Here is a 25,361-nt window from a genome sequence, read left to right on the forward strand (position 1 = left end):
GCCGGTTGGGACTCACAGGCCATCACCCCCGAGCACATCGCTCACGTAGCTGACCGGCGACTGCAGGTTCTCCGCAGCACGGTTCGCCATTCCCCACAGCGGGGCCGCGAAGACGGTGAGGACGATGGAGGCTATGACGACCACGGTGGTGGCGGCGAACATCGATCCCGGAACGCCGATCTGTGATTTCCAGGGCTTGCCCGCGAGCTTGGCCTTCTTGCGTTCGGCGAACTCTGCGACGAGCTCTTCGTTCGGCTCCTCCGCATCCGCGGGGTCCCGCCAGAAGGCCAGGTTGAAGGTACGCCCGATGACGTAGAGGGTCAGCAGGCTGGTCACCGTGCCGGCGACGATGAGGCTGACAGCGAGCCAGTCGTGGTCGGAGAAGCCGGCGGCGAAGAGGCCGACCTTGCCGATGAACCCGGAGAACGGCGGGATGCCGGAGAGGTTGAGGGCAGGGATGAAGAAGATGATCGACAGCGCCGGTGAGAGCACCATGAGCCCACCCAAGGACCTGGTCGAGGTCGACCCACCTCGCATTTCCACCATTCCTATGGCCAGGAACAGCGCGGTCTGGACGATGATGTGGTGGACCGTGTAGTAGATTGCGGCAGCGAGTCCGACAGTGGTCCCCAGAGCCACACCGAAGAGCATGTAGCCGATGTGGGAGACGAGGGTGAAGGACACGATCCTCTTGATCTCCGACTGGGCGATCGCGCCTAAGATTCCGACCACCATCGTCAATGCTGCCGCTATCAGGAGAGGCACTCGCAGAGAGGACTCGGAGAACAGCAGCGTCTCGGTGCGGATGATCGCATAGATGCCGACCTTCGTCAGCAGCCCCGCGAACACAGCCGTGACCGGGGCCGGAGCGGTCGGATAGGAGTCGGGCAGCCAGAAGGACAGGGGAAAGATCGCGGCCTTGATGCCGAAGCCGATGAGCAGGAGGACATGCAGGATCATCTGCACATCCGGCGGCAGTTCGCTCAGCCGCTCGGACAGCTGCGCCATGTTCACTGTTCCGGTCGCCGAGTAGATGACGCCGATCGCTGCCAGGAAGATGATCGAGGACACGAGCGAGACGACGACGTAGGTCACGCCCGCCCGAATCCGCTCGGCCGTGGCACCCAGCGTCAGCAGCACATAGGAGGCGACGAGGAACATCTCGAAGCCGACGTAGAGGTTGAAGAGGTCACCGGCGAGGAAGGCGTTGGCGACGCCCGCGCACAGCACCAGATAGCTGGGGTTGAACACGGAGATCGGGGTCTCGTCCGAATCGTCGTTGGCGTCCTGGCTGAGCGCGTAGATGAGCACGCACAAGGTGACCAGGGAGGATACGACGAGCATGAGCGAGGAGAGCCTGTCGGCGACGAGCACGATCCCTGCGGGCGGCTCCCACCCGCCGATCGCCACGACCTGCGGGCCGTGGGCGTCGACGCCGAAGAGCATGATGAGGGAGATGATCATGACCGCGCTGAGGATCAGGATCGACACGATGTTCTGCGCCCGCGAGTGCTTCGACAGCACCAGCGCCAGGCCTGCACCGAGGAGGGGCAGGAGGACGGGCAGCGGCACAAGCACGGGAAGGAGATCTATCATTTCTTCTCCTCCGTCTCGGTTCCTTCGGAACCTCTGCCGTCCTTGTTCGCCGAGGTGGTCCCGGTCCTGCCCATGCCCTCGCTGCTCTTCGCCCTGTCCGTGCCGACCTCGCCGTCTTCACGTTCGTGGGGCTTGCCGTCGTCGTCGAGGTCGATGGCGCCGGTGATCGGGCTTTCGGCCTCATCACCGAACTCGGTGTCGTCGTAGTCAGTGCTCGCCTCCGCCTCGGAGTCGATCATCTTCGTGATCGCCACCCGCAGGTCGGCGGTGTCGTCCTGCAGCGAGTCGGCGCGAACCAATCGCCAGGAGCGATAGATCATGGCCAGCAGGAACGCTGTGACCGCGAACGTGATGACGATGGCTGTGAGGATGAGCGCCTGTGGCAGCGGATCCGACATGCCCTCCGTGGACAGGTTCTTCCCGTCAGTCAGTGGCGGGGCTCCCCTGCCTGCGGTGAGGATGATGAGGAGGTTGACTCCGTTGCCCAGGAGGATGAAGCCCAGCAGCACGCGGGTCAGGGAGCGTTCGAGCATGAGGTAGATGCCACAGGCGAAGAGGAATCCCATCGCCAGCACCATGATGAAGGGCACAGTCATAGCCGTCCCCCTTCCGCGCCGTTGTCCACGTCGAGGTGGTTGACACGGTCGAGGATCGAGGAGACCGCGTCGTGCTCAGCCTCGGCGCTGAAGTTCTCCGAGAGGTTGTACGACTGGTTGAGTCGGTTGGTCAGCACCATCTCGTCGCGCTCCTGGTGCAGGTCCACCTCGGCGCCCAAGGATCTGAGGATGTCGAGCATGAGGCCGACGACGATGAGGTAGACGCCGATGTCGAAGAACGTCGAGGTTCCGAACGACAGATGTCCGAGCACCGGAATGTCGCCCTCGAGATAGACGGACTTGAACACGGTGTCGCCCCAGATCCAACCGCCGACGCCGGTGAGCACGGCCATGATCATTCCGGTTCCCAGCAGGCCCGAGGGGGTGAAGCGGGCCGCCTCGGCGAGTTCGAATTTGCCTCCGGCGAGGTAGCGCACGACCAGTGCCAGACCGGCCACGAGACCACCGGCGAAGCCGCCGCCGGGTTCGTTGTGACCGGCGAAGAGGAGGTAGAGGGAGAAGATGAGGACAGCGTGGAAGACCAGGCGGGCGGTCACCTCGAGGATGATGGATCGGTTGCGTGGGGCCAGTGTGCGTCCGGCGATGAGCCAGGAGACTCGCCGCTGTGTCACGTCCTCGCGCTGAGTGTCGTGGAAGTTGCCGATCTCCTCGGCCACCGGCTGGAAGCGCACCCGGCCCTGCAGCTCGGTGCCGTCACGGCGGGAGACGAAGCGGTGGAGGTGTCCTTCACGACCGCGGACGAAGATCAGTCCGGCGATGCCGGTGCCGGCGGCGACGAGGACCGAGATCTCACCGAGGGTGTCCCAGACGCGGATGTCGACGAGAGTCACGTTGACGATGTTCTTCCCGTGGCCGAGTTCGTAGGCGAGCTGACCGAAGTCCACGGAGACTGGGTCGCTGATGCGCACACCGGCGGCGATGAGCACGACCACCATCATGGTCACGCCGACTGCGGCGCCGATGATGGCGCGCCAGGCCGGGGTGAAGCGGCCGGTGCTCTGACCGATCCGAGCCGGGAGTCGGCGCAGGACGAGGACGAAGACGACGATGGTGATGGTCTCGACGAGAACCTGGGTCAGGGCCAGGTCCGGGGCGCCGACGAAGGCGAAGTAGGCGACCATCGCATAGCCCGAGATTCCGGTGACGACCACGGCGGTGAAACGTTTCTTAGCGCGGGTGGCTGCGACTGCGACGATGATGAGGACCGCTGCGATGATGAGGTCGAGCGGGGTGTCGAAGAGTTGGAAATCGATGTTCCAGGTGTCGTTCGAGATCACGGCCAGACCGATGCCTGCCACGAGGACGAGGTAGATCACGCTCTGGTAGAACGGCAGCGAACCGCGCTGGGTGCGGGAGGTGACCCACAGGGCCAGCCTCTCCATCCAGTTGATCAGCTTGCTGTACAGGTCGTGGAAGTCCAGGCCCGAAGGCAGCGTCGACTGGACCTTGGCAAACGAGTCGCGGAGGAAGAAGAGGCCAAGACCGACGGCGATCGTGATCGCGGACAGGGCCAGTGCAGGTTCGAGCCCGTGCCATAGGGCCAGGTGGTAGTCGCCGTCGCCGGGGTCGATGACCGGCAGCATCGAGGTCCAGGCTCCGAAGTAGCCGTCGAGGAGCCCGGCGGCCGGTCCCAACACCACGGTGAGCGCGGTGAGCATGACCGGGGAGATGATCAGCGTGATCTTCTCATCGCGGCGGGCGATGTCGTCGACGCCCGCTTTGCTCGAGAACGCGCCCCAGACGAAGCGCGCCGAGTAGGCCACGGTGAGCATCGATCCGATCATGACGCCGATCAGCGCAATGATCGATGCCTTGTCCCCAGAAGCCAGCAGGGTCGAATAGACCGCTTCCTTGGCTACAAAGCCCAGCAGCGGCGGCAGGCCGGACATCGAGGCCGCGGCAATCGTGGCGCAGACGGCGACGACGGGGAATGCCTTCCAGCCACCGGAGAGCTTCGTCAGGTCACGCGTGCCGGCACGATGGTCGATGATGCCCACGCACAGGAACAGACAGGCCTTGAAGAGGGCGTGTGCGATGAGCATCGCCAGCGCGGCTTTTGTGATGTCGGGTGTGCCGAAGGAGGCCATCGTCGTGAGGAACCCGAGCTGGGAGACCGTGCCGAAGGCAAGCAGGAGTTTGAGGTCGGTCTGCTTCAGGGCCTGCCAGCCGCCGATGAACATCGTGAGCAGTCCCAGCGTGAGCAGGGTCTCCGACCATCCGGGCAGTGCGTGGTAGCCCGGTGCCAGACGCAGGATGAGGTAGATCCCGGCCTTGACCATCGCCGCTGCGTGCAGGTAGGCGCTGACCGGGGTCGGTGCTGCCATGGCGCCGGGGAGCCAGAAGTGGAAGGGCAGCAGCGCGGACTTCGAGACCGCACCGACGAGGATGAGGATCACGGCCGTGACGATGACGGGCCCGGTGTCCAGACCGAGACTGGCGCGCTCCATGAGCGTGGAAATCTGGCCTGTTCCGGTCGCGGCCATGAGCAGGATCATGCCCACGAGCATGGCCAGTCCGCCGGCCGTGGTGACGATGAGGGCCTGCAGTGCGGCCTGGCGGGAGCGACGGCGGGATTGGCTGTGGCCGATGAGGAGGTAGGAGAAGACCGTGGTGCCTTCCCAGAACAGGTAGAGCATGAGGAGCTCATCGGCGATGACGAGTCCGTACATCATTCCGGCGAAGGCCATGAATACTGCGGCGAACCGGGCCAGGCCGGGCTCATCGGGTGGGAAGTAGCGGGCACAGTAGACGAAGACGAGGGCACCGACGCCTGTGACCAGAAGACTCATGATCCAGGAGAGTTCGTCGAGGCGGAAGATCCCCTCGAGGCCGAGTGCCGGCAGCCAGTTCATGCTCTCGACCAAGGGCGAACCTGCAGACCCGAAGATGTCGGGGACCTTGGCCAGGCTGAAGATCAGCGCGGCGAACGGCACCAGCGCAAGGAAGAAGAACCCGTTGCGACCGAGGCGCCTGACCAGTGGGTACGCAATGACAGCAGCCCCGAAAAAGGCTCCTGTCATGACTATCACCGGCGGACACCTCCGTCATTTATACGATTTGCCAGAATGTAGTGCTCAACAGTATTTTCTCACGACACCCTGCCTATCTCCCAATCAATGGGGCCGTTCGCAGCAGTCATTATGAACACATTCTGTTCAGATTCCACGCCCATTCCACATAGGTTCTGCGCGAACCCTGCGCGAATCAAACCGTTCACCGCCCGCGAAGTCGACTTCGCGACGGCCCGGGGTTTGGTCAGCTTCGCAACCGCCCGGGGGGCTTAGTCAGCTTTGCAACGGCCCGAGGGCTGAGGGCTGGAACCTGCGTCAGCTGCGGAGTTGGCTGCTCGTGACGAGGAAGCCGGTCTCATCCAGGCCGGTGCCGTCACAGCCGATGAGCAGTTCTGCTCCGATGCTGTCGACGAGGCCGGCCACCTTGTTGCGCATTCGCCGGAAACGACGGGTCTGGACCGGCTGGTAGCGCTTCGACTCGGTATCCATCCAGTGCACGTGGTACTCGATCAGCGGCATCGCAAGATGCTTGCCGATGATCGGCGGCACCCAGTCAGACTCCGATACTCGAATCTCAATCATGCCTGCCTTCTCGCTGATCTCCCCGAGAGGGACGAGGAGCGAATAGCCGTCGAGGATGACCGGCGCCGAAGGATCGAAGAGCGGATCGTCGATCGTGGCCTGAGCCAGGACAGCCTCGTCGGGTGTCGGCAGCGCCTGCTGGAAGGCATGCGGAGCGTGCTTGCGGACGAGCGACAGCGCCACGTCGGGCTCGAGCCAATAGGACGAGTAGAGATAGAGGTCGATCTTCGCCTCCGGGTCGGGCACGATGACCCGAGTCGGCAGGCCCGGTTCGTCCGCGAGGCGGACACCGGTGTGCAGGCGTGATGCGACGCCCAGGATGAGGCTGAGCATCCGCTCCTCCTCCCGGTCGGGCAGCCCTTCCGGGAACGCCTCATGGAGTCCGTCTGCGTCGCTGAACCAGACAGGCGGCGGGACCGGCTCCCGGTCTCGGGGGCAGTCGATGACTACCGCGTGATGAGCCCAGTCGGGAACCTCGAGCGCGGCGATCGCGGCAGCATCGAGGTCGACTCCCTCACTCAGACGTGAGTGTCGGCTCAGCTTCAGCTGACCTCTTTCATCCAGGCGGGGCGCGAGGTCGGGAAGCCTGTTGTGCACGAGCGCGAGCACATCGGAGACCTCGACCCCTTCGTCGAGGAGAAGCAGATGGAAGCCGCGCAGGTCCGCCGAGACATCCGTGTCACTGACACGCTCGGCGGCCTCACGCTGCATCCGCAGCTCTCGGCGAGTGGTCACATGTCCCTCCGATAGAAGTTGAGGTGAGAACGGGAGGCCGTGGGGCCCTGCTGCCCCTGATAGCGATTGCCGGTGGCCTGCGAACCGTAGGGGTTGAGCGCAGCCGAACTGAGGCGGAAGAAGCAGAGCTGACCGATCTTCATTCCCGGCCACAGGGTGATGGGCAGAGTCGCGACATTCGAAAGCTCGAGCGTCACATGACCGTTGAACCCGGGATCGATGAAGCCTGCCGTGGAGTGGGTCAGCAGCCCAAGGCGCCCCAGCGACGACTTGCCCTCCAGCCGCGCGGCCACATCGTCGGGCAGGGTGACGAGCTCGTGCGTTGAGGCGAGCACGAATTCGCCCGGGTGCAGCACGAACGGCTCTCCCGGCGCGGCCTCGACGAAGCGGGTGAGCTCGGGCTGATCGAGACTCGGGTCGATGACCGGGTATTTGTGGTTGTCGAACAGACGGAAGTAGCGATCCAGGCACACGTCAACGCTGGCTGGCTGGATCAGCGAAGGGTCATAGGGGTCGAGGGCGATGCGTCCGGAGTCGAGCTCGGCGCGGATGTCGCGATCGGAAAGGAGAGTCACGTAACCGATGGTAGTCGCCCAGGGCTCAGGAGTGCAGTGAGCAGCACTCACGAAGGGGCGAAATTGCTCACAGCCTCCGCGACACACCGGAGTTTGGTAACGACTCGATAACGATCAGTGGTGTTTTTGCTGGTTTTCTCCCGTGTGTCTCCCCACAGCCGTTCGTGAATGCCTTAGAGTTAGGAGCTGTACGAACCCGCGCACGATGGTGCCTTCCTCTTCTTAAGCCAAGGAATGCCGGGAGTCCATCGTCTTTCGTGGGTTGACAACGAACGAAAGGCATTACTGTGAAGACCTCGCGTCTTGTGCTTGCCCCCGCAGTAGCCGTTGCATTGACAGGTCTTGCTGGCGCTCCCGCGTTCGCAGCGACAGCGTCCGCTCCGGTGCCGGCAGGCCCGCTCTGTGCACATGAAGATGCACAGCAGTCAACCGACCCAGATTCCAAGGTTCCCGACAGCTCGGACCCGCAGGCGACACTGTCTGATGCACAGGTCACCCGGGCCGATATCGCGGATCGCAAAAAGGGCATCGGATTCTCCGGTACCGGATTCACCCCCGACAGCAAGGCGACCGTCACGGTCGTCGGCACCGACGGGTCCAAGTACTCGCCGGAGACCAAGCTGACCGTCGACGAAAAGGGCAAGGTGTCCGGCACCTACTTCTTCTCCGTCACGGACAACGCCAAGGTTCCCTCTGGCGAATACTCGCTCTACCTCACCGATGAGAAGACCGAGAAGGACTCCTCGAAGGTCTCCTTCGAGGTCGTGGCCAGTGACTCGGACATCGACGAGGACGCCAAGGGCTCCGATTGCTCACCCGCAACAGGAGCGGCCCCAGATCCGTCCGAGACCGCGACCGATGAGCCATCCGAGACATCGACTCCGACCGAGACCAAGTCGGAAGAGCCGAGCGAAGAGCCCACGGAAACCAAGGAAGCTTCGAAGCCCGCTGCTCCGAAGCCGACTGAGACCGAGACGAAGGCTCCGGAACCGACGGAGACCGAAACTCAGGCTCCCGAGCCGACGGAGACGGAATCCGAGACTCCCGAGCCGACGGAGACCGACGACAAGTCGGAGGCCCCTGCTCCTACCGAGACCGAGTCCGGAGCTCCGGAGTCCGAAGCTCCGGAATCGGACGCTCCAGAGTCCGAAGCTCCGAAGTCGGACGCTCCGAAGGCAGAACCGTCGGAGACGACCGCTCCGGCCAGCCCCGGCACCGATGACGGTGAGAAGAAGGCCGCGGCAACCGCGACCCAGGCGCTCATCATCGACCCGACCGAGATCAGCTCCGAGGACTTCCTCAATGAGGGCATCAAGCTCGGCATCACCGGCGCACAGCCAGGTGAGAAGATCACGATCACGGTCGAGCATGCTCAGGGCAAGGTCGATCGCTACACGATGACCAAGGAAGCCGACTCCGAGGGCAAAGCGACCTTCGGCGTGCAGGCGAAGGTCAAGGCCGTGCTGGGAACGTACAACGTCACAGCCCAGGCCGACAGCTTCGACAAGGCACAGGGCGGCAGCTTCACCGTCGTCACCAACGGCACCTCGGTCGATGAGGGCGGGCAGAACGGCAGCGACAGCGACAGTGACCTGCCCCGCACCGGTGCCGAGATGACCGGACTGGCGCTCGGAGTCGGACTCCTCGTCGTCGGTGCCGCAGCCGTCGTCATCACTCGTCGGCGGATGACCGCCTCCGACGATCCTGCGGAGTTCTAAGATCCGTTGAACGATGAATTGTCCCTAGCGGGGCTGCACCTCGGCAGACACCAGATCGATCTCGGTCGTCTCCGAGCAGGGACAATGCTCGGTCTCATGGGCAGCACGGACAGCACCACTGAGGTGGTGCTGTCCGTTGCTGCGCGCTCCGACGTCGCTCCTCCGCCGCAGTTCCCGACCGGGCTCCGGTCGGGTCTCACACGTGTGCGCAGGTGGGTCAGAGCATATCTTCGCGAAGCCGATGCCGGATCTGGGGAGGCGGCATTGGCTCTGGCGTGCACGGAGTTCGGGGTCAACCCTGACGTCCTGAGGCGCCGGTTCGGCGAACTTGATGCCGGCGAGCGTGCGAGACTCGGCCTGGCCGTGGCCTGGGCGAGCGGCTTGCCGTGGTTGACCTTCATCGACCCCTTCGCATCCGTCCCCGGACATGTGCGCGCTGGCCTGCGCGGTCGTCTGGCCGATCTCGCCGCAGCGCACGGCCGCGGGATCGTCTTCACCTCGAATACGCTGACCGACTTCACCGTCGCCGAGGCGGGCGTGGCCGATATCGAAAAAGGCGAGCTCGTCTCGCTCGGCACTTTGGAACAGGTCGTCACGGAGCCCAGAGGCTCCCTGCCGGCCGAACTCAGCAGGGTCAACGTCTATTCCGGGTTGGCACGCAAGGGCTGGCTGTCGATCGGCCACTCTGCGGTGAAGGCTCGGACCGAACTCGACGGGAAGGTCTTCGTCACTCTCGGGTGGCGCAGTGCTCTCCTGTCGTTGGACGAACACGACCCGGCCTTCACCTCGGCGACGGTGTTCGAAGCCGTCGTCATCGGACTGCGCGATCACGGTTCCTGCCTGCAGGCGAAGCTGTCGCCGGTGGACACCGAGATGGGACTCGCTCTCGACGTGGACCTGGCCGACCTGGCTGGCGTGTCCGGCAGCGAGAGCGGATTCGGCGTGCTCCACCCCAGCCTCGGCGACTCGATCGCTGCCCTGCGTGCCAACGTCAAGGTCGGCACTCATGTCTTCGTCGAGGTCGACACTCAGGCACTGCACGCGTACTCGGTGGAATAGACCCCACCGGCACGCGTCCGACTCCCCTTCCCGCGCGTCCTCGCCGTTCATAGAGCCGAGTAGCGGGCAATTGGCATTACACTGAAATTCCTTCATCCCCCACCGATTCAGGAGAAGCAATGCGAACTTCGCGCAGGCTTCTGATTTCGGCGCTCCTGGTCATAGTCCTCACCGTGGCAGCAGTTCCCCTCCTCAACCTCACCGTCTACACTCCTGCCCGCGCCGCTGAAGCCTATATCTCCGCGATCGAGGACGCCGACGCGGAGCGTGCGTTCTCCTATCTCGCCTCCCCCACCCCGTCGTCGACTCTGGCGCTCAATCATGATGTGCTCTCTGCCGCCCCTGACCTGCCGCGCGATGCCGAGGCGACGACGGTATCGATGGACGGCGCCCATGCGAAGGTCTCGCTGAGCTATGTTCTGTCCTCGCAGACGCAGACCGTGGATCTGTCGATGGTGAAGCTGCCGGCGACTGCCGGGCTGTTCGACCGGTGGGCAATCGAACAGGAGGAGTGGCCGACCCTCGACCTGCAGGTCGAAGGGTCGTCAACGGCCACGGTCAACGGCTACGGAGTCGCCGCCGGAACGATTCCCGTGCTGTTCCCCGCGACCTATCTCGTCGGCTTCGATGCGACCTACCTCAAGTCGAAGCCCGAACGCGCCGAGGTGATCGCCCCGACCGACACCGCCCAGATCGCGCTCTCGCCCGAGCCCACGGCGAAGCTGGAGCAGTCGGTCGGTGAGCAGGTCACCGAGCATCTGGCGAAATGTGTGAAGTCGAAGACCCTCTACCCCTCGGACTGCGTGTTCGGCTACGAGACGGACAACGAGATCCTCGGCGATGTGAAGTGGTCGCTGGCTCGCGAACCAGAGGTCAGCCTGGCCGCCTCGGGCAACGATCTCGAGCTCACCCCGTCGACTGTCGAGGTGCGCATCCAGGGACGCTATCGCGACATCGTCACGGCGGCCGAGCACGACTTCGATGAGACGCTCTCCTTCGACTTGGGAGGCTCCGTCGTCGTCAAGTCCTCGCAGGTCCGCTTCGATCCGCGCCGCCTCGGCGACGTGACCGTGAAATAGCAGAAGCGCCGCGATCGCCGTCGCGACTGAGCCCCGCGTCATTGTGGACTTGCGTGCGAGAAGTTCGCGATTTTCGAACGCAAGTCCACAATGACGAGCAGACTGCGACGGGCCTCAGGCCCCGCGGAGGTCGAGGGTGAGTTCGGTCGGAGCGGTAGCGACGAGGTCGACGGGGATGCCCCAGTCCTGCTGGTAGAGATGGCACGCGGCGTGCAGGGGGATCTCTCCGCCTGGTTCGCCGTCGCACGCGGCGGCTCGTGCGGTCACGTGCAGGACCCCTGACTCGAGTTCGGGGTTGATGACGATGTCGCGCTTCAGTCCTTCTGCACCGCCGTCACCGGAGACGATCAGTTCAGGCGGTGTCGACGAGACCTGCAGATACGTGGGGTCTCCCCACCGGTCATCAAGTTTCTGACCTGCTGGAACAGTGAAGCTCACGGACACTGCCACTGGGCCTGAGGAGATCTCGGTCGAGGGACGCTTGCTGGTCAGCGCACCCTCGTCGACTCTCTGAGCGTCCTTGGGCAGCTTCACTCTGGTCAGGGCGTGCGAGGCGGATTCGACGATGAGGAGCTCGGCCGGCGCAGAACCATCGGCTTCGGCGGACTCAGCGGAGCCGGCAGCTTCGAGGACGAAGATGTCGGATGGTTCGCGCAGGCCGCGGGCCAGGGTCGAGACCTCGTTCGTGGTGAAGTCATAGCGGCGGATCGCCCCGTTGTAGGTGTCGGCGATTGCGATCGATCCGTCCGGCAGGCTCCGCACTCCCAGAGGGTGCTGCAGTCTGGCCTCTGCGGCGGGACCGTCACGGAAGCCGAAGTCGAAGAGCCCTTCACCGATGAGCGTGGACACGGCTCCGGAGTTGGGGTCGAGCCGCCGGATCGCCGAGGTCTCCGAGTCGGCGATGAGCACGTCGCCATCGGAGGTGAGGTCGAGGCCCGATGTCTGCGCGAACCATGCGCTGTCCGCATCACCATCGGCCAGGCCCTCGTTCATGGTGCCCGAGAGCAGGCGGATCGACCCGGCTTCGGGGTTGAACGACCAGATGGTGTGATTGCCCGCCATCGCCACCACAACCTCGGCGGTGGAGGGGACGTAGAGGACATCCCACGGTGAGGACAGCTTCACGTCGAGGGCGGGGCCGTCGTAGCGGCCGAGTTCGCCGTGGGTGCCGACCACGTTGTCGATCGCGCCGACCATGTGCTGTGCTCCGGTGCCGGCGATCGTCGTCACGGTTTCGGTCTCGAGGTTGATGCCGCGCAGGGTGTGGTTGACGGTGTCGGCGACGACGAGATGGTAGCCGGCCTTCGCTGCCACGTCCCCGGGAAGGACGGTGATGCCGCCGGGTTCGCTGAAGGACGCCTGGGCGAAATCGCCATCGCCCGCGCCGCGTTCGCCGGTGCCGATGCGCCGGATGATGTCCTGGCCCGAAGAGTCGTATTCGACGAGGCTGTGGTGTCCCGAATCGGCGACGAGGAGATTGCCCGATGTCAGTGCGGTGACCTTGCCGGGGTAGAACAGCTCGGTCTCCGGTGCTGGCGGCGGCACGTAAGGTCCGTCGCCGGAGTGCAGTGTGCCCTTCGCCGAGTGCTCCTCGATGAGTCCTTCGATGATCTCACCGAGGCCGGCACCGTGACCTTCGCCCGACAGGGTCGCGACCAGGTAGCCCTCTGGGTCGATGACGGCCAGCGTGGGCCAGGCACGGGCGGTGTATGCCTGCCAGGTGACGAGGTCGGGATCGTCGAGGACGAGGTGTTCGACCTGGTAGCGTTCGACTGCCTGATCAACGGCTTCGACGGTGCGTTCGAACTCGAACTTCGGCGAGTGGACGCCGATGATGACGAGCTCTTGTGCGTACTTCTCCTCGAGCGGACGCAGCTCGTCGAGCACGTGGAGGCAGTTGATGCAGCAGAAGGTCCAGAAATCGAGCAGGATCACCTTGCCGCGCAGATCGGCCAGGCTCAGCTCCTTGCCGCCGGAGTTCATCCACCTGCGGCCGATGAGCTCGGGTGCGCGCACCTTGACCTGGTGGGACTGCGCGGCGGCAGGCGCCGCGGACGCTTGGGATTCCTGCGGACTGGTGTTCATAGCTCCATCTTCACAGATTCACCGCCGCGGCGGGAGGCCCGGTGTCATCATGTGACCAATGCCCCAGTCCTCGAACGTGATGGTCACCTGCGGACGTCTCAGGTGTGGTCGCGGATTGTCTCAGGTGTGGTCGCGGCTTGCCTCAGGTGTGGTCGCGGCTTGCCTCAGGATCAGTCGCGGGCGCCGAACACACTGGAACCGACGCGGACCATGGTCGCACCCTCGGCGATTGCGAGCTCGAAGTCGTTGCTCATGCCCATGGACAGCTCATTGGCGTCGGGCGACATGGCTCCCGAGGCGATGAGCTTCTCGCTGAGTTCTCGCAGGTCGGCATAGCTGGGACGGATCTCTTCCGGTGTGCGTCCGGGCAGACCGATCGTCATCAGACCGCGCAGCCTCATCCGTGTGTGAGCTTGCAGTGCCGCGATGAGCGCCTCCGTCTCCTCGGGCGCGATCCCGGACTTAGAGTCTTCCCGGGAGGTGTTGACCTGGACGAAGAAATCCACAGTCTGGTCGAGGACCTCAAGACGGTTGTTGATCTTCGTCGCCACTTCCAGATTGTCGACGGACTGGATGCAGTGCGCATGGCGCAGGGTGTGATTGACCTTATTCTTCTGCAGAGGGCCGATGAGATGGGCCTCGTGATCGAGATCAGCGAGGTCATCAGCCTTGCCGACCAGTTCCTGGACCTTGTTCTCCCCGATGAGGGTGAATCCATGTTCGAGGGCCACTCGGATCTTCGCGGCCGGTTGAGTCTTGGTCGCGAGCAGGACCTTCACATCAGCACTCGTCCGACCGCTCGCCTCGGCGGCGGTTGCCGCACGTGTGGCCACCTCATCGAGGTTGCCTCTGATGGAGGCGATGGCAGTCGGCGAAAGCGCTTCAGGAGTGTTCTGAGGTTCGGACGTATTCTGTGGTTCAGGAGTGTCTGGGGAACTCATGCTTCCAGTCTTCCACGTACCCGCTGAAGTTGCAGGTCGCCGGCGAAGCGGCGCGGAAGCCGGAGTTCGGCGCGGAGTTCGGCGCGGAACTTGCATGTCGTGGGCACGGCGCCCTGGTGCACGGCAAACGGTTGGCAAGTTCTCCTCGAGATTCGTTCCTTGGGTTCAAGGGTTCGTGGGTCGAAGAGAACTTACCAACCGTTGGTGTCTGTCCGGCGAGACGGGGCTGCCAGCTGCCGCGCTCATCACTGCAGCTAGTTGCAGCGGCGCTCATCGCAGCCGTGTTTCGTCAGATTCTCCCGCTCGTCCTTATTCGGGCAGGCCCTCGGCCTTGGCATCGATGTTCTTGATCAGCGCCGAGGTGTCGAGCCCTTCGAGGCCCGCGTCGACGAGCTTCTGCAACTGAGCGTGGACGAGCTGCGCTGCAGGCAGGTCGAGGCCCTGAGTCTCCGCGCCTGCGAGCGCGAGGCCGACGTCTTTGTGCATGAGAGCCGCGGCGAATCCGGGCTTGAAGGAGTTGTTCGAAGCCGCGGTCTCTGTCACGCCCGGCACCGGATACCAAGTGCGCAGAGGCCAGGAATCTCCGGAGGAGACCGTCGCGATGTCATAGAAGACCTTGGGGTCGAGACCGAAGCGATCAGCGAGCACGGCCCCTTCGACGACGCCCTGCAGGCTGATCGAGAGCATCATGTTGTTGACGATCTTGGCGGCCTGACCGGCTGCTTCGCCACCGGCGTGGAACATGTTGCCGGCCATCGGCTCGATGAACGTCTTCGCTTCGGCCACGTCCTCCTCGGTGCCGCCGAGCATGAACGTCAGCGTGCCTGCCTCGGCACCGGTGACGCCGCCGGACACGGGACCGTCGACGAAGCGGAAACCGGCCTTAGCCGCTTCTGCATGCAGTGCGCGGGCGGAATCGAAGTCGATCGTTGAAGAGTCCACGAGGAGTGTCTTGGTGTCTGCGTGGGCCAACACGCCGTCGGCCTCGAGGTACACGGCCCGGGCGTGCTCCCCCTTGGGCAGCATCGTGAACACGATATCGGCTCCGGCGACCGCCTCGGCGATGGACTTCACAGGATTCACCCCGTGCTTGGCTGCCTCTTCGACGGCGATCTCGACGAGATCGAAGCCATTCACGGTGTGACCGGCTTTGACCAGGTTCGCTGTCATCGGACGACCCATGTTTCCCAGGCCGACCCATCCAATTGTCGACATAAAATGCCTCCTCGCATCATGTTCTTCAGGTGGTGCAGTGTTCCCATTCACATTACGCCAGTCACTCGGCCAACACCTGTCGCGCAGAATCACATATTCCGCACCAGATATGTGCGTGCACGCAGATAGGATGGAACCATTATGGCTTCATATGCACCAGGCGGATCCGGTTCGCAGATCTCTCCCGAAGATCTGCTGACGCTGCTTGCCGTGGCTCGACTGGGCAAGTTCACGGCCGCTGCGCACAGCCTGGGCCTCAACCACACGACGGTCTCCCGACGCATCGCGGCCCTGGAGAAGGCCTACGGCGAGCGTATGCTCGTGGCCTCACCCGACGGCTGGGAGCTCAGCGCTGCCGGACGTCACCTGCTTCCCGTGGCCGAGGACATCGAGTCCGCCCTGGGACGCATCGACGCCCACGCCAGCTCCACTCTGTCGGGGACGATCCGTTTGGCCTGCCCGCAGGCCTTCGCTCTTGAATTCGCGGTCCCGGCCCTGACCCAGCTGCAGCGCAGCCATCCCGGTCTGCAGTTCGAACTCATCACTGCCACGCAGCGGGCCCGGCAGTACCGCTCGGGTGTCGATATCGAGGTCGTCGTCGGCAGGCCGGACGCACCACGCAGCGTCGCAAAGCATATCCGCGACTATCGGCTCCAGCTCTACGCCTCCCGTGAGTACCTGGGGTCTCACACGATGCCGACGACGCTTGATGATCTTGCCGAGCACCGGCTCATCTACTACATCGAGAACTCGCTGCAGGTCGATGACCTCGACGAGGCTGGCAATGCGCTGCCGCGCGGCAAGGGGTTCTTCCGCTCCACCTCGGTGCATGCGCACGTGCTCGCCACATCGAACGGAGTCGGGATCGGCATCCTGCCCGACTTCCTCGCCGTGGGCAACAGCCGCCTCGTACAGGTGCTGCCCGAGGAATTCTCGAAGCCGGTCTCCTACTGGGCCTCGGTCCGCCACGAGTCCCTGCGCAACGCAGGAGTCCGCAGCGTCCTCGAGGTCCTCTGAGTCCGATCCGGACCATCTATCCATCAGGCGGCGACCGGCGCTGTACGTCTGCCCTCAGGCGGCGGACCAGCCGCCGTCGACACTGTGTGCGCTGCCGTTGATGACGGCGGCAGCATCGCTGGCCAGGAACAGTGCCAGAGCGGCGATGTCGCCGGGATCTGCAAGCTTCGGCACGGCAGAATGTCCGAGGAAGACCTGTTCGAGGACCTCGTCCTCGGTGATGCCGTTCGTCTTCGCCTGATCGGCGATCTGACCCTTGACCATCGGTGTCATCACATACCCGGGATTGATCGCGTTGCAGGTCACACCGTGTGGACCCGCTTCCAATGCGGTCGTCTTCGTCAATCCCATGAGCCCGTGCTTGGCCGCCACATAGGCTGATTTGTTCGCCGAGGCCCGCAGCCCGTGGATCGAGGAGAGGTTGATGACCCTGCCCCAGCCTTTGGCGTGCATCGCGGGCAGCGCTGCCTTAGTCAGCACGAACGGCGCTTCGAGCATCAGCGTGTTGATGAGTCGCCATTCCTCGAGCGGGAATTCCGTGATCGGGTGGATCCGCTGGATGCCGGCGTTGTTGACGAGGATGTCGACGTCAAGGTCGACTCCATCCAGAGCCGAGGTGTCCGCGAGGTTGACCGTCCACGCCTCTCCTCCGATGTCGCTGGCTACGGCTTCCGCAGATTCCGCGTTGACGTCGGCGACGATGACGTGTGCTCCGGCTGCGGCGAAGGCTTCGCTCATCGCCTTGCCGAGGCCGGAGGCTCCCCCAGTGACCAGGGCGCGCTTCTTGTTGAGATCGACCATTGCAGTCCCTTCGATCGTTGTGCTTCGCCAATATTGACAGCTGTTGTGCTGTCCGCTGTTGTGTTGTCCGCTGTCATGCAATCGGGCGGTGCCGACGATCATCGACACCGCCCGATTACCGAACTCACTGTTGTGCGTACGAGTGCTGAGGTGTGAGTATCAGCGCTTCACCGCGTGGCGACGGTCCTTGTCCGCCTGGTCCAGGGAGCGCAGATCGATTCCCTTCGTCTCCTTGGTGAAATAGAGGGCGACCATCGAAATGGCGGCGGCCACCAGCAGGTAGATCGCGATCGGAACCGAGGAGTCCGTCCACTTCAGCAGCGCGGTGGCGATGATCGGCGCGAAGGATCCGGCGACGATGGCCGTGACCTGGTAGCCGGTCGACACGCCCGAGTTGCGCATTCGGGTCGGGAACATCTCCGACATGATCGCCGGCTGGCCGGCGTACATGAGTGCGTGGAAGACGAGTCCGATGAGCAGCGCGAGGAAGATGACGAAGCCGTTGCCGGTGTCGTACATCGGGAAGGCGAAGAATCCCCAGGTGGCAGTCAGTGCGATGCCGATGCCATAGGGAAGCTTACGGCCGACCCTGTCCGTCGCCGCTCCGACCATCGGCACGATGACTGCGTGGATGGCGTGCGCGGCGAGCAGCGCCCCGAGGATCTCTGCCTGCTGCACGCCGACGGCGATCGAGAGGTAAGTGATCGAGAAGGTCACCACGAGATAGTAGTGGATGTTCTCGACGAAGCGCAGCCCCATCGCGGCGAAGACCTCACGCGGGTAGCGCTTGAACACGGCCTTGATGCCGTAGTCCACGCCTTCCTCGATCTCCTCGGCCTGGACCTCGTCGAAAATCGGTGCATCCGAGACCCGCGTGCGGATGTAGTAGCCGATGAGCACAATGACGGCCGAGAGCCAGAAGGCCACACGCCATCCCCAGGTGATGAAGTGCTCTTCGGTCAGTGTCGCCGTGAGGGTGAGCAGCACGCCGGTCGCCAACAGATTGCCCAGCGGCACACCAGACTGTGGGAAGGACGCCCAGAAACCACGTTCCTTGTTCGGCGAGTGCTCGGCGACCAGCAGGACCGCACCGCCCCATTCTCCGCCGACGGCGAAGCCCTGAATGAGGCGCAGCAGCACCAGCAGAACCGGCGCGAGATAGCCGATGGTGTCGAAGGTCGGCAGGCAGCCCATGAGGAAGGTGGCCGCACCGACGAGGATGATCGAGACCTGGAGCAGCTTCTTACGTCCGTACTTGTCACCGAAGTGGCCGAAGATGATGCCGCCGAAGGGCCGCGCAATGAAGCCCACGGCATAGGTGGCGAAGCCTGCCAGAATCGCGTTCAGCGGATCGTCCGTGGGCGGGAACAGGATGTGGAAGACCAATGTGGCGGCTGTTCCATAGAGAAAGAACTCGTACCACTCGACGACGGTTCCTGCCATCGAAGCGGCGACGACCCTGCGCAGCTGTGCGCGAATCGTCTTCCTCTCGGCGTTGTTCGAAGAACTCATGACTCTCCTTGTTTTCCACGATCCGCATCACCGTTGAATGCGCGGATCGACTCGCTGTGGCGTCTCGGCCCGTACGGAGGTGAGCCTGCAAGCCCCTGCAATGCGGCTTCAGGTCCACGCCATCGGCGCGGGTTACGTGACGCTGTGGATAAATATGATTCATGCAACAGTCTGCGCCATCCAGCAGGCGAATGGGTGCAGAAAGGGCTCGAATCCGGGAATTATCTGTGCACATTCCCGCACACGAGGTGTGCAGTCATCTGCTTCTCTGACCACTGTTCGCGTCGCGCTGGGCCATGTTGGCGAGCATGTCGTTGTAGGCGCGAAGTTCCGCGTCGTCGGTGCGCGCTTCGCTGCGGTCGATGCGCTTAGCCTCTCGATCCGAGGACTTCGACCATTGGAAGGCCACCATGATTGCAATGAACAAGGTAGGGAATTCGCCGATGCCCCAGGCGATCCCTCCGCCCGTCTGTTGGTCTTCGATCGCCGAATAGCCCCAGTCGGCGCCGATGTTGCCGAACCAGTCGCCCTCAATGAGGACTTCGGAACTCATGATCGAGATCCCGAAGAACGCGTGGAAGGCCATCGTGATGAGCAGCATGAGCAGGCGCAGCGGATATCCCGGGCGCTCCACGCCGGGATCGATGCCGATGAGGGCCTGCGCGAACAGATAGCCCGCGCCGAGGAAGTGGATGATCATCAGCTCGTGGCCGAGGTGCCATTCGAGCGCGTACTTCATCACGCCCGAATAGTAGAAGATGACGAGGGAACCGGCGAAATTCACGCTGGCGAAGATCGGGTTCGCGAAGAAGCGCATATACGGGGTGTGGACGAGCCAGAGCACCCACTCGCGGATCCCGCGCGAACCGTCCGTGCGAGCTTTCGTTCCACGCATGAGCATCGTGATGGGTGCGCCGAGAACCATCGGCAGGGGCACCACCATGATCAGGAGCATGTGCTGGATCATGTGTCCGGAGAACTGGATCTCACCGTAGACCCTGGCGCCGCCGGAGGTGACGTAGACGAGGAAGATCATGCCGAGTAGCCAGCAGATCAGACGATGGACCGGCCAGGAATCACCTCGGCGCCGGAGATTGACGAAGCCGACGATGTAGGCCGTGGCCAGACCGACGGCCACGACGACCCACAGCGGGTCAAGGGACCATTCCGTGAAGTATCGGGCAAAGCTCGGCGGCGGAGGAAGCGGCTCGCCGGTGAGGATCTCAGCCGGGGACGGGTCACCCACCGGCTCCTGTGAAACCGGGGGTTGGGACCGCGACAGAGCGACCGCAAGACCCATCGTGGCGCCGAAGATGACGAACTCGACGATGATGAGCCGCCAGAATTCCATGGTCGCCGAGGCTGCGGTGCCCAGACGGCGAATGACGAACTGACGGTGCCAGAACCCGATGAGACCGAGCAGAATCGTCGCGAAGGCCTTCGCCACGATCACCTGCCCGTAGGGAGTCATGACGTCAGCAAGGCTGTGGACGCGCAACAGCGAGTTCACCACACCGGAGAAGGCAACGAGGGCGAAGGCGATGAGTGCGAACGAGGAATAGCGTTCGATCGTGGTGCGCAGCTGGTTGGAGCGGGCAAGGTCCGAGCCCAGGAGGGCGATGACGAAGAGGCCGCCCAGCCAGATGGTGACGCCCAGCAGGTGCAGACCGATGCTGTTGACGGCTTGGGTGTGTCCGGAGGCCTCAGCGGAGTGTCCCATCAGTGCCAGCGGGATCATCACGCCGACGCCGAGCACGCCTGCCCCCGCGATGCCGAGGTAGTTGCGTGTGCCGAAGCACAGGGTCGAGGCGACGGCGATGAGGACGACGATGAGTGTCCAGAGCTGACCGAAGGCGATCTGGGTCAGGAACACGCCAAGCTGATTGGAGAAGTCCAGATAGGCCTGTGCGCCGACAGTGTCGGCAAAGGTGAGGACGAGGACGGCCACTGCAGAGATCGTCCAGACCACCGATGCCACCTCGGCGATCTTCAGGGCCTTCTCCCAGAGCGCATTGAACGGGAGCTCATCGGCGGTGCCCGACTTCGCGGCTGCGGGACTCGTCTTCCTGTTCCGGCTGCGCCCCTGGGTGCGGGGCAGGATGAGGAGGGCGAACATCAGCGCGCCCAAAGTCAGTGCCATCGAAATGTTGAAGACGAATTTCGCGGCCGGCAGACCGAATCGCACGTAGGGGCCGGGGTCGTTGAGGAGTGTTGCCTCCGCCGCTCCGGTGAAGAGCATCGCGGCCATACCAACACCGAGTCCGCCGATGACGACGAGGGGAACGGCCGCGCGAGACGTGAATCGGGTGACCGATTCGAAGACTTGAGTGCTCACTGGTGGCAGACCGCCGCTTCATTCATAGTTCAAGGATATCGCCGGAGTCTGAGGCCGAGCCAACTGCGAGACCCGGACGTGGTCGAGATCTCGGCGAGGAGACAAGAAATGACCCGGACCAAAAGGTCCGGGTCATTTCACGCTGATGCGCGAGGCTCAGTTAGGGCTGCCAGCGGCAGCTTTCAGCTTCGAACCAGCGGACAGCTTCACGGAGTAGCCGGCCTTGATCTGGATCTCTTCACCGGTCTGCGGGTTGCGTCCCTTGCGAGCGGCACGTTCGGTGCGCTCGACAGACAGCCATCCGGGGATGGTGAGCTTTTCGCCCTTGCCGACGACGTCTGAGAAGACATCGAAGACACCGTCAAGAACGTCCGAGACCTGCTTCTGGGTCAGTCCGGAATTCTCTGCAACTTCTGCTACGAGCTCACTGCGGTTCTTAGCCATAAAAGTGTCCTCCTTAGGACAAGTCGGTCGGTTACCGGTCCGTTTTTCCGATAACGAACTTCCTCGAGATTACCAGCTTGACTTCGTGATGCCGGGCAACTCGCCGTTATGTGCCATTTCGCGGAAGCGAACACGGGAGAGACCGAACTTGCGGAGGTAGCCGCGTGGACGGCCATCCACCTGGTCGCGGTTGCGCACACGCACTGGTGAGGCATCGCGAGGAAGCTTCTGCAGTCCGAGGCGTGCTTCTTCACGCTGCTCGTCGGTGCTGTCTGGGTGTGTCAGCTGGCGCTTGAGCGTCGCACGACGCTCCGCGTAGCGCTCAACAATGACGCGACGCTGCTTGTCGCGTGCGATCTTTGACTTCTTAGCCATATGCGCTCAGCGCTCCTCTCGGAAATCGACGTGCTTGCGAACAACTGGATCGTACTTCTTGAGTACCATGCGATCCGGGTTGTTGCGGCGGTTCTTGCGGGTCACATAGGTGAACCCGGAGCCAGCGGTCGACTTGAGCTTGATAATGGGACGAATGTCCTGTGCTTTAGCCATCAGAGCTTCACTCCCTTGGCAATGAGTTCGCCGACGACGGCGTCAATTCCGCGCACGTCGATCACCTTGATGCCCTTGGCGGACAGGTTAAGGGTGATGCTGCGACGCAGAGACGGAACGTAGTAGCGCTTTTTCTGAATATTCGGGTTGAAACGACGCTTGGTGGTTCGTTTCGAGTGGGACACATTGTGTCCGAAACCAGGGACGGCCCCGGTTACTTGGCAGTTTGCTGCCATGACTCTCCTCCAGTTCACAAGTTACCGACTCTCGAAACAAGCAGGGCTGCGTGGGATCCACGCTCGCTTGCGCCGATGTCGGAAGACATCAACAAATTTTCACGAATGCTGCTCGGCCGGACTGATGTCCGACCGCTGACCAGGCTGTTGCCCGGCACGAGGCGTTCGCAATGAAAATTGTGTACGCCAAAACAGGTTTGCCCGTTCGGGCGAGATGTCTCACCAGCGCTGAAGCCGTAGCCTGTGAGAGATTGGCCGAAGCTGGAGTGCAGCGGTGGGTGAGCACCATGTTGGCCTTAGCAGATCAATCAGTGATCGAACTGCTACGACACAACAGATAACAATCTTAGAGAGAAACAGGCCTTCAGAGCAAATTCACTGAAACAGCGTCGCAGAACCTCGTTGGACGTGTTGCCACTGAGGGCCTCAGAACGCACTGCGCCCGGATTCGCGGGCCCAACGCCGCTTCCCACCTGACGCTCATCTCGCACGCATCTTCGCGCGCGCCATCCGCGCACCATCCAGCAGACAACGCATCCTGCTCTGGCTCGTGTTGAACACGTGCCGATGACGTGCCAAGGTAAGAAGATGATTGCCACCACATCTGGCACTCAGGAGGACCGATGAGCGACGTTCCACCGAGGCCGCGAATCCGTCCAGCGACCAGTGATGACTGGCAGAAGGGCCAACCGGATCGCGCCGGTGTGACCCCGTCGCCGGGCCACGAGTCCACCCAGAGTGCTGCCGACTTCGACAACTCGACCTATTACGAATACCTCGAGAAGCACACTGGCGATGTACCCGTATCGAAAAGTCGCACGCGCAATGTCTTCGCCCCCGCAGGGGCTTCCCCGTTCCGGGAACAATCTCAGAACTCCCCCGGAGCATCACTGACAGGACAACGGGGGCAAACCGGTACCCGCGGGCAGACAGAGGGCCCCGGCCACAAGAGCGACCAGCCCGCACATTCGACACACTCCGAACATGGCTCCGATGGTCCGGCCTCCGGGCAGATTCCGCTCCAGCCGGCTCCGGCCCCGAAGAAGGGCAACGGAGCCAAGATCACCGTCGTCATCATCGCTATCGTCATGATCCTCGCGCTCCTGGCCTTCTTCGGAGTGCGCTGGCTGGCACCGTCGACGGGAACGGTGCCCGTCGACTTCGGCGGCGATGAGACCGGATCCGCCCCTCCCTCTCCTTCCGAGACTCTGGTGCAGCCGACAGCGAGTCCGCAGGAAGCACTGTCGACCTACACGCAGGAGGGCACTGAGAAGGCCGATGACCTCGAGGGGAAGTGGGTCACGCAGATCAGTGCGAAAGACGTCGGCTTGGAGGCCGACGGTAAGACGTGGAGTGCACAGGACATCGTCGACGAGTTCGAGGCCAACCGCGTCAAGTACCCGGGTGCGATCCTCGTCCACAGCGGCGACTGGGATTCCTACAAGGACGACAACTACTGGGTAACCGTCATCGACACCCCCTACAGCGATCCCGAACCCGCACTCGATCAGTGCCGCTCCTGGGGTTTGGACCGCAACCACTGCCTGGCCAAACGTCTGGTCACCCACGGAAGCCCCACCGACAACAGCGCCTACCTCGACAAGTAGGTTCGGGTTCGCCCTCCCCGCGACATCAACAACGCGCCGGGGTTCGGGCGCAGCGCCGGAGTTCGGGCGCAGCGCCGAGACAACGACGGAACTCCGGGGCACCTGTGCGCACATAGGTGTCCCGGAGCTCCGTCGTTGTCTCGAAGTCAGGGCGACTCGACAGTGACTTCTGCTGGGGAAGTCTGAGCCAGCCTCAGGCCAGCAGCAGCGTCGGATCCTCGAGTCCGCGACCGACATCGGCGAGGAACTTCGAAATGATCTCGCCATCGACGACACGATGGTCAGCGCTCACCGACAGCGTCGTTATGTCACGCGGAACGATCTCGTCGCCGACGACCCATGGCTTCTTCCTGATCTGCCCGAAGGCCAGGATCGCGGCCTCGCCTGGGTTGATGATCGGAGTACCCGCATCGACGCCGAAGACGCCGACGTTCGTGATGGTGATCGTTCCACCCGACTGGTCGGCCGGAGGCGTCTTGCCCGAACGAGCCAGCGCAGTCAGATCCTGAATGCCCTGCGCCAGGTCGGTCAGGCCCATCGCGTGTGAATCCTTGATGTTCGGCACGATCAGACCACGCGGGGTGGCTGCGGCGATGCCGAGGTTGACGTACTTCTTGACGACGATCTCTTCGCCCTCGAGGCACGAGTTGATCCGCGGGTTGCGGGCAACAGCCCAGGCCACAGCCTTGGCCACGAGCAGCAAGGGAGACACCTTGATGTCCTCGCCCAGGAACTTCGTGGACTTGAGCTTGCGCACGAAGGCCATCGTCTCGGTCACGTCGACGTCGAGGAACTCGGTGACGTGGGGCATCGTGAACGCGGATTCGACCATGGCCTTGGCCATCATCTTCGCCACGCCCTTGAACGGGATCCGCTCTTCGAGTCCGTCATTGGAGCCGGCCCCCGCCGAGGCGGTTGCGGACCCGACGCTCGAGCCTGTCGCTGCGGTGGTTGCCGCGCCGGTGCCGCTGGCCGCGGCCTTGACGTCGTCTCGGGTGACTTCACCGCGAGAACCGGTCGGAACGACCGCAGCCAGGTCGATGCCGAGATCCTTTGCGAGCTTGCGCACTGGAGGCTTGGCCAGTGGTTTGTTCGCCGAGGCGGTTGCCGGTGCCGTGGATTCAACTGGTGCCGCTGCAACTGGAGCAGCAGGAGCCGCTGGCACTGCAGGAGCCGCCGGCGCAGCGGGCGCCGGAGCCGCTGGAGCTTCTGGTGCGGCGGCCGAGCTTGTCGGCGCCGGAACGCCTGCACCCTTGCGGGGACGGCGTTTCGACGACGCTGCTTTGGCACCGTAGCCGACCAGGGTGGCGCCGCCTTCAGTTTCGCCTGCGCTTTCGGTCGAGGCCTGTGCATCTCCTGCTGCAGGTGACGATGCTCCTGCGGACTCGGAGGTGCCGGCAGGATCGCCGCCGCCGAAGCGGATAATCGGTGTTCCGACCTCGATGGTCTGGCCCTCATCGACCAGCAGAGCCTCGACCGGTCCGGCCTGCGGACTGGGCAGCTCGACCAGAGATTTGGCCGTTTCGATCTCGACGAGGATCTGGTTGACGGTGACTGTGTCGCCGACGGCGACCTTCCACGACACGAGGTCGGCCTCTGTCAGACCCTCACCGACATCAGGAAGAGAAAATTCAAAAGACATATCAA

21 protein-coding genes are annotated in these 25,361 nt (G+C 63.5%); 5 read left to right on the forward strand and 16 right to left on the reverse strand.

Annotated features, from left to right (window positions below):
- Positions 1-12 precede the first annotated feature (12 nt).
- The 5 genes from HX613_RS09535 to dcd form a co-directional block, all read right to left on the reverse strand.
- Positions 13-1,596: a Na+/H+ antiporter subunit D gene (locus HX613_RS09535; RefSeq protein ID WP_235345104.1), complete on the reverse strand. Its 1,584-nt coding sequence runs from the start codon at positions 1,594-1,596 to the stop codon at positions 13-15.
- Positions 1,593-2,192 carry a Na(+)/H(+) antiporter subunit C gene (locus tag HX613_RS09540; RefSeq protein ID WP_235345105.1) on the reverse strand — a complete coding sequence of 200 codons (600 nt, stop codon included), beginning with the start codon at positions 2,190-2,192 and terminating at the stop codon, positions 1,593-1,595. Before HX613_RS09540 ends, HX613_RS09535 begins: the two co-directional genes overlap by 4 nt.
- Positions 2,189-5,233: a Na+/H+ antiporter subunit A gene (locus HX613_RS09545; RefSeq protein WP_235345106.1), complete on the reverse strand. Its 3,045-nt coding sequence runs from the start codon at positions 5,231-5,233 to the stop codon at positions 2,189-2,191. The genes HX613_RS09540 and HX613_RS09545 overlap by 4 nt, the downstream gene beginning before the upstream one ends.
- A 306-nt stretch (positions 5,234-5,539) precedes the next feature.
- Positions 5,540-6,541, reverse strand: coding sequence for a hypothetical protein (locus HX613_RS09550; RefSeq protein WP_235345107.1), 1,002 nt, complete (start codon positions 6,539-6,541; stop codon positions 5,540-5,542).
- Positions 6,538-7,116, reverse strand: a complete 579-nt coding sequence (gene dcd, locus HX613_RS09555; RefSeq protein ID WP_096161874.1) for a dCTP deaminase — start codon at positions 7,114-7,116, stop codon at positions 6,538-6,540. The genes HX613_RS09550 and dcd overlap by 4 nt, the downstream gene beginning before the upstream one ends.
- Positions 7,117-7,403: 287 nt before the next feature.
- Here dcd and HX613_RS22645 point away from each other — a divergent pair, with 287 nt between their 5' ends.
- From HX613_RS22645 to HX613_RS09570, 3 genes are all read left to right on the forward strand, one after another.
- A complete protein-coding gene (locus tag HX613_RS22645) occupies positions 7,404-8,834 on the forward strand; it encodes an LPXTG cell wall anchor domain-containing protein (protein WP_235345108.1) in 1,431 nt (476 codons plus the stop codon).
- Between the two features lie 96 nt (positions 8,835-8,930).
- Positions 8,931-9,893, forward strand: a complete 963-nt coding sequence (locus tag HX613_RS09565) for an ABC transporter (protein WP_235345109.1) — start codon at positions 8,931-8,933, stop codon at positions 9,891-9,893.
- A 119-nt stretch (positions 9,894-10,012) separates the two neighbouring features.
- The gene (locus tag HX613_RS09570; protein WP_235345110.1) at positions 10,013-10,972 is read left to right on the forward strand and encodes a hypothetical protein; all 960 of its coding nucleotides are present in this window, start codon (positions 10,013-10,015) and stop codon (positions 10,970-10,972) included.
- Positions 10,973-11,086: 114 nt separating this feature from the next.
- Here the strand turns inward: HX613_RS09570 and HX613_RS09575 are convergent, their stop codons facing one another.
- The 3 genes from HX613_RS09575 to mmsB form a co-directional block, all read right to left on the reverse strand.
- Positions 11,087-13,057, reverse strand: coding sequence for an NHL domain-containing thioredoxin family protein (locus HX613_RS09575; protein WP_235345111.1), 1,971 nt, complete (start codon positions 13,055-13,057; stop codon positions 11,087-11,089).
- Positions 13,058-13,227: 170 nt separating this feature from the next.
- Positions 13,228-13,998, reverse strand: coding sequence for a YggS family pyridoxal phosphate-dependent enzyme (locus tag HX613_RS09580; protein ID WP_235345112.1), 771 nt, complete (start codon positions 13,996-13,998; stop codon positions 13,228-13,230).
- A gap of 309 nt (positions 13,999-14,307) precedes the next feature.
- Positions 14,308-15,264, reverse strand: a complete 957-nt coding sequence (mmsB, locus tag HX613_RS09585; RefSeq protein ID WP_328284938.1) for a 3-hydroxyisobutyrate dehydrogenase — start codon at positions 15,262-15,264, stop codon at positions 14,308-14,310.
- Between the two features lie 90 nt (positions 15,265-15,354).
- Between mmsB and HX613_RS09590 the strand changes: the two genes are divergently transcribed.
- Positions 15,355-16,230, forward strand: a complete 876-nt coding sequence (locus tag HX613_RS09590; RefSeq protein ID WP_235345114.1) for a LysR family transcriptional regulator — start codon at positions 15,355-15,357, stop codon at positions 16,228-16,230.
- A 54-nt stretch (positions 16,231-16,284) separates the two neighbouring features.
- Here the strand turns inward: HX613_RS09590 and HX613_RS09595 are convergent, their stop codons facing one another.
- The 7 genes from HX613_RS09595 to rpmB all read right to left on the reverse strand — a co-directional run bounded on the left by HX613_RS09595 (position 16,285) and on the right by rpmB (position 22,107).
- On the reverse strand, positions 16,285-17,031 hold the full coding sequence (locus HX613_RS09595) for a 3-hydroxybutyrate dehydrogenase (RefSeq protein WP_235345115.1): 747 nt from the start codon (positions 17,029-17,031) through the stop codon (positions 16,285-16,287).
- Positions 17,032-17,190: 159 nt separating this feature from the next.
- Positions 17,191-18,543 (reverse strand): MFS transporter, encoded by a 1,353-nt coding sequence (locus HX613_RS09600; RefSeq protein WP_268826741.1) that lies wholly within the window; start codon positions 18,541-18,543, stop codon positions 17,191-17,193.
- 256 nt (positions 18,544-18,799) lie between these two features.
- A complete protein-coding gene (locus tag HX613_RS09605; protein WP_235345116.1) occupies positions 18,800-20,878 on the reverse strand; it encodes a cytochrome c oxidase assembly protein in 2,079 nt (692 codons plus the stop codon).
- Between the two features lie 156 nt (positions 20,879-21,034).
- Positions 21,035-21,322, reverse strand: a complete 288-nt coding sequence (locus tag HX613_RS09610) for an HU family DNA-binding protein (RefSeq protein ID WP_009882243.1) — start codon at positions 21,320-21,322, stop codon at positions 21,035-21,037.
- Positions 21,323-21,391: 69 nt separating this feature from the next.
- Positions 21,392-21,697 carry a 30S ribosomal protein S14 gene (rpsN, locus tag HX613_RS09615; protein WP_009882241.1) on the reverse strand — a complete coding sequence of 102 codons (306 nt, stop codon included), beginning with the start codon at positions 21,695-21,697 and terminating at the stop codon, positions 21,392-21,394.
- 6 nt (positions 21,698-21,703) lie between these two features.
- Positions 21,704-21,871 (reverse strand): 50S ribosomal protein L33, encoded by a 168-nt coding sequence (gene rpmG, locus HX613_RS09620; RefSeq protein ID WP_143923870.1) that lies wholly within the window; start codon positions 21,869-21,871, stop codon positions 21,704-21,706.
- Positions 21,871-22,107: a 50S ribosomal protein L28 gene (rpmB, locus tag HX613_RS09625; RefSeq protein ID WP_198395738.1), complete on the reverse strand. Its 237-nt coding sequence runs from the start codon at positions 22,105-22,107 to the stop codon at positions 21,871-21,873. The genes rpmG and rpmB overlap by 1 nt, the downstream gene beginning before the upstream one ends.
- A 623-nt stretch (positions 22,108-22,730) precedes the next feature.
- On the opposite strand from rpmB, the gene HX613_RS09630 reads away from it, so the two are divergent.
- Positions 22,731-23,714, forward strand: a complete 984-nt coding sequence (locus HX613_RS09630) for a protein kinase (protein ID WP_235345117.1) — start codon at positions 22,731-22,733, stop codon at positions 23,712-23,714.
- A 193-nt stretch (positions 23,715-23,907) separates the two neighbouring features.
- Here HX613_RS09630 and HX613_RS09635 read toward each other — a convergent pair whose 3' ends face one another.
- A complete protein-coding gene (locus HX613_RS09635; RefSeq protein ID WP_235345118.1) occupies positions 23,908-25,356 on the reverse strand; it encodes a dihydrolipoamide acetyltransferase family protein in 1,449 nt (482 codons plus the stop codon).
- Positions 25,357-25,361: the final 5 nt, after the last annotated feature.

Origin of the sequence: Brevibacterium sp. UCMA 11754, assembly GCF_021532275.1 — a bacterium.
Lineage (GTDB): Bacteria > Actinomycetota > Actinomycetes > Actinomycetales > Brevibacteriaceae > Brevibacterium.

Bases quoted from the DNA above. Each gene is read 5' to 3' on its own strand.
- HX613_RS09540 (WP_235345105.1), bottom strand. From the start codon at position 2,192: ATGACTGTGCCCTTCATCATGGTGCTGGCGATGGGATTCCTCTTCGCC.
- HX613_RS09545 (WP_235345106.1), bottom strand. From the start codon at position 5,233: ATGACAGGAGCCTTTTTCGGGGCTGCTGTCATTGCGTACCCACTGGTC.
- HX613_RS09610 (WP_009882243.1), bottom strand. From the start codon at position 21,322: ATGGCTAAGAACCGCAGTGAGCTCGTAGCAGAAGTTGCAGAGAATTCC.
- HX613_RS09590 (WP_235345114.1), top strand. From the start codon at position 15,355: ATGGCTTCATATGCACCAGGCGGATCCGGTTCGCAGATCTCTCCCGAA.
- HX613_RS09595 (WP_235345115.1), bottom strand. From the start codon at position 17,031: ATGGTCGATCTCAACAAGAAGCGCGCCCTGGTCACTGGGGGAGCCTCC.
- HX613_RS09635 (WP_235345118.1), bottom strand. From the start codon at position 25,356: ATGTCTTTTGAATTTTCTCTTCCTGATGTCGGTGAGGGTCTGACAGAG.
- HX613_RS09535 (WP_235345104.1), bottom strand. From the start codon at position 1,596: ATGATAGATCTCCTTCCCGTGCTTGTGCCGCTGCCCGTCCTCCTGCCC.
- HX613_RS09570 (WP_235345110.1), top strand. From the start codon at position 10,013: ATGCGAACTTCGCGCAGGCTTCTGATTTCGGCGCTCCTGGTCATAGTC.
- HX613_RS09580 (WP_235345112.1), bottom strand. From the start codon at position 13,998: ATGAGTTCCCCAGACACTCCTGAACCACAGAATACGTCCGAACCTCAG.
- HX613_RS09575 (WP_235345111.1), bottom strand. From the start codon at position 13,057: ATGAACACCAGTCCGCAGGAATCCCAAGCGTCCGCGGCGCCTGCCGCC.
- rpmG (WP_143923870.1), bottom strand. From the start codon at position 21,871: ATGGCTAAAGCACAGGACATTCGTCCCATTATCAAGCTCAAGTCGACC.
- HX613_RS09565 (WP_235345109.1), top strand. From the start codon at position 8,931: ATGGGCAGCACGGACAGCACCACTGAGGTGGTGCTGTCCGTTGCTGCG.
- rpmB (WP_198395738.1), bottom strand. From the start codon at position 22,107: ATGGCAGCAAACTGCCAAGTAACCGGGGCCGTCCCTGGTTTCGGACAC.
- HX613_RS09630 (WP_235345117.1), top strand. From the start codon at position 22,731: ATGAGCGACGTTCCACCGAGGCCGCGAATCCGTCCAGCGACCAGTGAT.
- rpsN (WP_009882241.1), bottom strand. From the start codon at position 21,697: ATGGCTAAGAAGTCAAAGATCGCACGCGACAAGCAGCGTCGCGTCATT.
- HX613_RS09600 (WP_268826741.1), bottom strand. From the start codon at position 18,543: ATGAGTTCTTCGAACAACGCCGAGAGGAAGACGATTCGCGCACAGCTG.